At 70.0% G+C, this 7,818-nt stretch carries 8 protein-coding genes; 1 reads left to right on the top strand and 7 read right to left on the bottom strand.

Going from position 1 to position 7,818, the window contains the following annotated elements; all coding sequences use genetic code 11:
* Positions 1-138 precede the first annotated feature (138 nt).
* Genes AC2W7C_RS10620 through AC2W7C_RS10610 form a run of 3 tightly spaced genes read right to left on the bottom strand, consistent with a single transcriptional unit; the run spans position 139 to position 2,371 of the window.
* Positions 139-1,173 (bottom strand): aldo/keto reductase, encoded by a 1,035-nt coding sequence (locus AC2W7C_RS10620; protein ID WP_486001417.1) that lies wholly within the window; start codon positions 1,171-1,173, stop codon positions 139-141.
* An 11-nt stretch (positions 1,174-1,184) separates the two neighbouring features.
* Complete coding sequence (locus tag AC2W7C_RS10615) at positions 1,185-2,129, bottom strand: MFS transporter (RefSeq protein WP_486001416.1); 945 nt, start codon at positions 2,127-2,129, stop codon at positions 1,185-1,187.
* A 47-nt stretch (positions 2,130-2,176) separates the two neighbouring features.
* Positions 2,177-2,371, bottom strand: coding sequence for a hypothetical protein (locus tag AC2W7C_RS10610; protein ID WP_486001415.1), 195 nt, complete (start codon positions 2,369-2,371; stop codon positions 2,177-2,179).
* 75 nt (positions 2,372-2,446) lie between these two features.
* Between AC2W7C_RS10610 and AC2W7C_RS10605 the strand changes: the two genes are divergently transcribed.
* Entirely contained in the window at positions 2,447-3,352 is a 906-nt protein-coding gene (locus tag AC2W7C_RS10605) for a LysR family transcriptional regulator (RefSeq protein ID WP_486001414.1), read from the top strand.
* Here AC2W7C_RS10605 and xth read toward each other — a convergent pair.
* The 4 genes from xth to AC2W7C_RS10585 form a co-directional block, all read right to left on the bottom strand.
* A complete protein-coding gene (gene xth / locus AC2W7C_RS10600) occupies positions 3,349-4,143 on the bottom strand; it encodes an exodeoxyribonuclease III (protein WP_486001413.1) in 795 nt (264 codons plus the stop codon). The two genes, AC2W7C_RS10605 and xth, sit on opposite strands and share 4 nt — an antisense overlap.
* Before the next feature lie 43 nt (positions 4,144-4,186).
* Positions 4,187-5,137 carry a hypothetical protein gene (locus tag AC2W7C_RS10595; protein ID WP_486001412.1) on the bottom strand — a complete coding sequence of 317 codons (951 nt, stop codon included), beginning with the start codon at positions 5,135-5,137 and terminating at the stop codon, positions 4,187-4,189.
* Between the two features lie 254 nt (positions 5,138-5,391).
* Positions 5,392-6,024 carry a LolA family protein gene (locus tag AC2W7C_RS10590; protein WP_486001411.1) on the bottom strand — a complete coding sequence of 211 codons (633 nt, stop codon included), beginning with the start codon at positions 6,022-6,024 and terminating at the stop codon, positions 5,392-5,394.
* A gap of 174 nt (positions 6,025-6,198) precedes the next feature.
* On the bottom strand, positions 6,199-7,818 hold a 1,620-nt coding region (locus AC2W7C_RS10585), incomplete at its 5' end, for a DNA translocase FtsK (RefSeq protein WP_486001410.1).

Here is a 7,818-nt window from a genome sequence, read left to right as displayed (position 1 = left end):
CCGTCGTCCACCAGGCCCTGGCCGACGGCGTGGGCGCGGTGCTGCTGTTCGGCGGCGTCGGCGTGTGGCTGTTCGCGCTGGCGAGCTGGCTCGTCTTCCGATGGACGCCGGCGGCGGCCCCGGACGTGTCCACCTGCCCTAGACCGGCGGCGGATTGACCGCGCGGAAGCCGCCCTCGCCCCAGTAGGGGTAGTAGGGGTAGGCCGGGGTCACCGCGCTGGCGGCGTCCAGGCGAGCGACGTGATCGGGCGTCAGGCTCCAGCCGGCGGCCCCGAGGTTGTCGCGCAACTGCTCTTCGGTGCGCGCGCCCAGGATGACGCTGGAGACGGTGGGGCGGCGCAGCAGCCAGTTGATGGCGATCTGGGGAACCGTGCGGCCGGTCTCCTGCGCGATCGCGTCCAGGACGTCGACGACGCGATACAGGCGCTCGTCGTCCACCGGCGGGCCGAAGGCGGCGGTGTCGTGCAGACGGCTTTGCGCCGGCAGGGGCTGGCCGCGGCGAATCCTGCCGGTCAGGCGGCCCCAGCCGAGCGGGCTCCAGACCATGGCCCCGACGCCCTGGTCCAGGCCGAGCGGCATCAGCTCCCATTCGTAGTCGCGGCCGACCAGGGAGTAGTAGGTCTGATTGGCGACGTAGCGGGTCCAGCCGTGGGCGTCGGCGGCGGCCAGCGACTTCATCAGCTGCCAGCCGGAGAAGTTGGAGACCCCGAGGTGAAGCACCTTGCCGGCCTTCACCAGGGCGTCGAGCGCGGCCAGCGTCTCCTCGACCGGCGTGAAGGCGTCGAAGGCGTGAAGCTGCAGCAGGTCGATGCGATCGGTCTGCAATCGGGTCAGGGCGTCTTCGACGGCGCGGGTCAGGCGGGCGCCGCCGGATCCCTTGTCGGCGGGGTCGTCGCCGAACGGCAGGCCGACCTTGGTGGAGATCAGGGCGGCGTCGCGCCGGCCCTTCAGCGCCTCGCCCAGGATGCTCTCCGAGGCCCCGTCGGAATAGACGTCGGCGGTGTCGAACAGATTGGCGCCGGCCTCCAGAGCGATGTCGATCAGTCGGCGCGCGCCGGCGACGTCGGTGTCGCCCCAGGCGCCGAACAGCGGGCCCTTCCCGCCGAACGTGCCGGCGCCGAAGCTGAGGACGGGGACCTGGAGGGTCGAGTTTCCGAGACGACGGGTTTCCATGGAGATTTCCTTCAGGCGGGAACGACGCGAGGGCGGCGCTCGAGGGACAGGCTGAGAACGGCCAGGGCCAGGGCGGCCAGGGGCACGGCGGCCGAGATGGCGGGGACGGCCGACAGGCCCGGACCGTGGGCGATCACCGCCCCACCCAGCCAGGCGCCGAAGGCGTTGCCCAGGTTGAAGGCGGCGATGTTCAGGCTCGAGGCCAGGCCCTCGCCCGCGCCGCCCGCCTGCTGCAGGACGCGCAGCTGAAGCGGGGCGACGGTCGAGAAGGCGGCGGCGCCCAGCAGGAAGGTGGCGACCACCGCGCCGATCCGGTCGTGGAAGGCCCAGCCCGAGGCGAACATGACCAGGGTCAGGGCCGCGAGCGTGCCCAGCAGGGCCGGAGCCAGCCGCTTGTCGGCCAGCCGTCCGCCCAGCAGGTTGCCGAAGACAAGGCCTGCGCCGAACACCAGCAGGATCGGCGAGACGGCGGCCTCGGACCATCCCGAGATTTCGGTCAGGATCGGCTGGATATAGGTGAAGATGGCGAAGACGCCGCCGAAGCCCAGCACGGTCATGGCCAGGCCCAGCAGGACCTGGGGCCGTTTCAGCACCGCGAACTCGTCGCGCAGGCGGCCGGGCTTGGCCTCGTCCTTCGTGGCGGGGACCAGCAGCGACAGGACGACCAGGGCCAGGACGCCGATCGCAGTCACCGCCAGGAAGGTCGAACGCCAGCCGAACTGCAGGCCCAGCCAGGCGCCGAACGGCACGCCCATCAGCGTCGCCAGGGTCAGGCCGGTGAACATGATGGCGATGGCCGAGGCCTTGCGCTCGGGGGCCACCAGTTGGGTCGCCACCACCGCGCCGACGCCGAAGAAGGTGCCGTGGGCCAGCGCCGTCAGGATCCGGGCGGCCATCAGCAGTTCGTAGGTGGGCGCCAGCGCACAGGCCAGGTTGCCCAGGGTGAACACCCCCATGAGGACCAGGAGAGTGGTCTTCTTGGGCAGGGTCCGCGTAGCGATGGTCAGCAGCGGCGCGCGACGAAGACCCCCAGGGCATAGCCGGTCATCAGCAGCCCCGCGGCGGGCACCGAGACGCCGAGATCTCCGGACACCTGCAGCAGCAGGCCCATGATGACGAACTCGGTGACGCCGATGCCGAAGGCGCCGACGGTCAGGGCGTAGAGGGCGAGCGGGGTGCGGGGGGACGATCCGGTCATGGCGGCCAGATGGCGAACCTGGCCGGCCGATATTAGATGGCAGCAAAGACCATCATTTGTGAGATCAGATCAAAAATGGCGCGACTGGACCTGAATCGCTCGGGCGAGATGGAGGTGTTCGTCCGCGTAGTGGAGCTAGGCGGGCTTTCGGCGGCCGCCCGATCCCTGCGGATGACCCCTTCGGCGGTCAGCAAGCTGCTGAGCCGGCTCGAGACCCGCCTGGGCGTGCGTCTGATCCACCGATCGACCCGGCGGCTGCAGCTCACGCCGGAAGGCCAGGCCTTTCACGACCGGGCCGTCCAGGTTCTGGCGGACATCGATGAGGCGGAGCGTTCGGCGGCCTCGGTGGCCGCGCCGCGTGGCCGGGTGCGGGTCAACTCCAATGTGCCTTTCGGCCTGCACCATCTGATCCCGCTCGTCCCCGTCTTCACCGCCCGCTACCCGGAGGTGATCCTGGACCTGGTCCTCACCGACCAGGTGGTGGACCTGATGGACGAGCGGGCGGACGTGGCGATCCGCGTCGGCCCCATGCCGGCCTCCCAACTGATGGCGCGAAAGCTGGGCGAAAGCGCGATGGCGGTGGTGGCGAGCCCGGACTACCTGGCTCGGCGCGGGACGCCGCGGACCCTGGACGACCTGGCCGGCCACGATCTGATCAGCTTCAACTTCGCCCGTCACTGCGACGGCTGGCCCTTCGTGACGGCGGAAGGCCGGCGGATCAGCCGCCCCGCGCTGGGCACGGCCACGGCGGGCGACGGTGAAACCTCCCGCAACCTGGTCCTGGCCGGCCAGGGGATCGCGCGGCTGTCCCTGTTCCACATCGGCCCGGATCTGGCCGCCGGTCGGATGGTCGAGGTGCTGAAGGCCTTCAATCCCGGCGATGTCGAGGAAATCCGCGCGGTCTATGTGGGCCACGGCGGCTGCCTGCCGTCGCGCGTGCGGGTGTTCCTAGACTTCCTGGCGGAAACCGTAAGGCTCTAGATATCCAGGTCCATGGCGACGGGGGCGTGGTCCGACGGCTGCTCCCAGGCGCGGACGTCGTCGTGGATGCGCGCGCTGCCCGCCTTCACCGCCGGTGTCAGGCCGGGCGAGGTCCACAGGTGGTCCAGGCGCAGGCCGCGGTTCGATTTGCGGAAATCGGCCGCGCGATAGCTCCACCAGCTGGCCAGCTTGGCCGGTTCGGGGATCTGGTCGCGGAGCACGTCGGCGAACCCGCCGGCGGCCTGGAGGCGGCGCAGGGTCTCGACCTCGATCGGCGTATGGCTGACCACCTTGGACATGTAGCGGTGGTTCCAGACGTCGTTCTCGCCGGGCGCGATGTTGAAGTCGCCGGCCAGGACCAGAGGGCGCCGCCTGTCACGCGCGGCCATCTCGGCGGTCAGGCGCTCGTAGAAGTCCAGCTTGTGGTCGAACTTGGGGTTCACGGCGCGGTCCGGCACGTCGCCGCCGGCGGGAATGTAGAAGTTCTGGATCTCGACGCCCTCGACCGTCACCGCCACGCAGCGGGCATGGCCTTCGCGGCAGACGTCCAGCTTCGGCGCCTCCGAGATCGGCTTGCGCGAGGCGATGGCCACGCCGTGCCAGCCCTTCTGGCCGCCGATCTTCAGGTGCGGCAGGCCCATGGCCTCGAAGGCGGCCCGGGGGAACTGGTCTTCCAGGCATTTGATCTCCTGCAGGCACAGGACGTCGGGCGCCTGTTCGGCGACGAAGCGGGCGACCTGGTCCACGCGCAGGCGGACCGAGTTGATGTTCCAGGTGACGATGCGAAGCATGGCGCCTTCCTTAGCGGGGTCGCGGCCGAAAGGCTTCGCCTGATCAGCGCAGTTCGGGGATTCGCCGCCCGACCGAGGCCGCGAACTTCTGGCGGCGTTCGCGCAAGCTCTTGCGGCGGGCCTTGAGGGCGTCGTGCTCCTCGCGCCCCCAGCGCCGGCGCACGGCGTCGGACAGGTGGGCGTGTCGGTCGTACTGATGCACGATCGGGCTGACGGATCCGTCCGGGTTCAGGAACAGGCCGCCCTCGTCGATGCGCAGCGCGTCGGACGGACGGTCGCCGATCGTGGCCACCCGTTCGTAGTTCGGGCGGATGTCGACCTCCAGCAGGCCCAGGTGGACCGCCAGATTGCAGGCCGCCTGGTCCGCGCCGAACGCGCCGCCGACTTCAGAGCGCGGGATCGCCGCCAGCATCAGCAGCGTCCGGCAGAACCGGCTCGCGGCCTCGGCCGGGCCCAGCACCGTGCCCACGCAGATGCAGGGCTCTCCCGCCACCGCCTCGGTCAGGGCGTCCCCGAACACGGCCCTCAGGTGCTTGATGTTGAAGGCGTGGTCCGCCAGCGCGGATCCCTCGCTCTCGGTGAACATCTGCAGCCGTTCGGGCGGCCGTTCGAACGGGTCGCCCTGGAAGATCACGTCGCGCACGTCCGTCATAAGCACCTGCCGGACCCACGGCCGCTCGGCCAGCCACCGGTCATAGGCGGCGAAGCGCTGCATCACCGGGTGCGGCGCCCAGCCCTCGGGTCGGACGGTGACGATCGTCACCTCGAACCGGGTCGCCAGGTCATGGATGTCCGGCCGATCGTCCGTCGCCAGCACGATCTCGCCGTCGAAATGCGCTCGCAGCGAGCGCACGAAGGGTTCCAGCGCCGCCGCGCCGTAACTGGTCGCATAACCGAACACGGCCCGGTCCGAGCCTTCGCCTCTTGTCATGGCGTGCGTCGGTCCCAGGGCCTTGCTGAGCCAGGACAGGTAGGAGGAGGAAGCGACCGGCACTGGGGATCCTGGAAGGGCGTCGGAGAGGATGGACTCTCCCAGAGCCGCGAAGCGAGATCAACGCCGGTTCCGAGCCGAAAAAAGCGCCCGATCCTCAAGGATCGCGCTGGGAAGTTCGTCTCTCTCGCCGCCGGGAAGGGGATGAAATCCGTAGCGGTTAAGACCGGCTCCCGCCGATCTGTTGCGAAAGTGCCACGCAGGACGGAAAATGTCAAACGTGTCGCGCCAGCAACGCTTCCCGCCTCAGGCGAACGTCAGTTCCGGCCGGGCCGGCGGGTGGGGTCGCGCAGCTGGAACAGGCTGGGGGATAGGCCGGACGCCGGTTCCAGGGTCGTCAGGCGGGTGGTCGTCGAGCCGCCCTGGGCGTCGCGGATGGTCCATTCTCGCAGACGGATGGGGCTGCCGGCGAAGGACAGGATGACCATGCCCTCGTTGGGGCGGCGCGAATCACGGGCGGTGATGGCGAAGGCGCCCGACTGCATCCGGGTGACCCGGTCGATGCGCACGCCCTGGTCGAGGCGGACGTTGCGCGCCAGGAAGGTCGACAACGGCGTCTGGCCCAGCGGCACCTGGCGGAAGACGTTCAGACGCGGGTCGTAGCGCTTCACGTTGGAGCCGTCCGAGACCACCAGCAGGCCGGCGGGGTTGGTGTATTCGAACCGCATCCGGCCCGGGCGCTGCAGGTAGAAGCGGCCCTCGCGGGTCTGGGCGCCCGAGGTCTCGGTGAAGGTCCCTTGGGCCGAGGTCAGGTTCTGCAGATAGGTCTGGGCCTGGGCCAGGACCGCGCGATCCTCGGCCGACAGGCCGCTCTGGGCCCAGACCGGCAGGGCGGCGAGGCCGGCGACGGCGGCGGTTCCAAGCGCAAGGGCGCGGCGTGACACGGTCATGGCGTTCTCCCGTTCGGGATGGTTGTCGATCCTGCCGTCTTGCAGACCGGGTCTGTCAGGGGCGTGACGCGAGCCTGACCATATTCCGGCGCTGCGATGAAGCCCCGTTCATCCGAACGGCGGGGCTTCGGAGGCGGCGGCCAGGGTCAACGGCCGCGGCCGCGGCCCGTTCCATCAGCCCATCGGCGGCGGGCCGGCCAGGACGTCGCGCTTGCCCGCGTGGTTGGCCGGGCTGACGACCCCCTCCTGCTCCATTCGCTCGATCAGCGAGGCGGCGCGGTTGTAGCCGATCTGCAGGCGGCGCTGGACGTAGCTGGTCGAGGCCTTGCGGTCGCGGGTGACCACGGCCACGGCGCGGTCGTAGAGATCGTCGCCAGAGCCGCCGTTCCCGCCGTCGTCGCCGAAGGCGTTGTCGCCGTCGCCGTCCGGATCGTCGGTGATCAGGTCCAGATAGTCGGGCTCGGCCTGGGCCTTCAGGTGATTGCAGACGGCCTCGACCTCCTTGTCGTCGACGAAAGGTCCGTGCAGGCGGGTGATGCGGCCGCCGCCGGCCATGTAGAGCATGTCGCCCTGACCCAGCAGCTGCTCGCCGCCCTGCTCGCCCAGGATGGTGCGGCTGTCGATCTTGGAGGTGACCTGGAAGCTGATCCGGGTCGGGAAGTTGGCCTTGATGGTGCCGGTGATGACGTCGACCGACGGGCGCTGGGTGGCCATGATCAGGTGGATGCCGGCGGCCCGGGCCATCTGGGCCAGGCGCTGAACCGCGCCTTCCACGTCCTTGCCGGCGACCAGCATCAGGTCGGCCATCTCGTCCATGACCACGACCAGATAGGGCATGGGCTCGGGGCGGATCTTCTCGCTCTCGTAGACCGGCCGGCCCTGTTCGTCGAAGCCGGTCTGGACGGTGCGCTCGAAATGCTCGCCCTTCGCCTGCGCCTCGCGGGCGCGGTCGTTGTAGCTGGCGATGTTGCGCACGCCGAGCTTGGACATCCGGCGATAGCGGTCCTCCATCTCGCGCACGGTCCATTTCAGCGCGACGACCGCCTTCTTCGGATCCGTGACGACCGGGGCCAGCAGGTGGGGAATGCCGTCGTAGACGCTGAGCTCCAGCATCTTGGGGTCGATCATGATGAAGCGGCACTGTTCGGGCGTCAGCTTGAACAGGATCGACAGGATCATGGCGTTGACCCCGACCGACTTGCCCGAGCCGGTGGTGCCGGCGATCAGCAGGTGGGGCATCCGCGCCAGGTCGGCGACATAGGGCTCGCCGCCGATGGTCTCGCCCAGGGCCAGGGGCAGCAGGTGCGACGGCTTGTCGTACTCGGTCGAGGCCAGCAGGTCGCGCAGGAAGACGGTCTCGCGCTTGGCGTTGGGCAGCTCGATGCCGATGGCGTTGCGGCCCTGGACCACGCTGATCCGGCAGGCGCGGGCGGACATGGAGCGGGCGATGTCGTCGGACAGGGCGACGACGCGGCCGTGTTTCACCCCCGGCGCGGGAACCAGTTCATACAGGGTGACGACGGGGCCCGGGCGGATCTGGTCGATCACGCCGCGCACGCCGAACTCCTGCAGCACGCCCTCCAGCATCTTGGCGTTCTGCTTCAGCGCCTCCTCGTCGACCGAAGCCACCCTCTTGGCGGGTTTGGTCAGCATGCCGAGCGGCGGCAGGTCGAAGCCGCCCTCGGGGCGAGCGAAGTCGAAGGCGGCCTGGCTGTCGTCGACCTCGCGGCGCGATGCCTTGGGCGGCTTGACGGCGGCGACCTTGGGCTCGGGCGCGGACCGGGCCGGGGCGGG

Source organism: Brevundimonas sp. CURTG3B2_SDJG, from assembly GCF_057364705.1.
The sequence above is the reverse complement of the archived record's forward strand: the minus strand, read 5'-3'. Positions and strand labels throughout refer to the sequence as shown.

Bases quoted from the DNA above. Each gene is read 5' to 3' on its own strand.
- AC2W7C_RS10620 (WP_486001417.1), bottom strand. From the start codon at position 1,173: ATGGAAACCCGTCGTCTCGGAAACTCGACCCTCCAGGTCCCCGTCCTC.
- AC2W7C_RS10615 (WP_486001416.1), bottom strand. From the start codon at position 2,129: ATGGGGGTGTTCACCCTGGGCAACCTGGCCTGTGCGCTGGCGCCCACC.
- AC2W7C_RS10610 (WP_486001415.1), bottom strand. From the start codon at position 2,371: ATGACCGGATCGTCCCCCCGCACCCCGCTCGCCCTCTACGCCCTGACC.
- AC2W7C_RS10605 (WP_486001414.1), top strand. From the start codon at position 2,447: ATGGCGCGACTGGACCTGAATCGCTCGGGCGAGATGGAGGTGTTCGTC.
- xth (WP_486001413.1), bottom strand. From the start codon at position 4,143: ATGCTTCGCATCGTCACCTGGAACATCAACTCGGTCCGCCTGCGCGTG.
- AC2W7C_RS10590 (WP_486001411.1), bottom strand. From the start codon at position 6,024: ATGACCGTGTCACGCCGCGCCCTTGCGCTTGGAACCGCCGCCGTCGCC.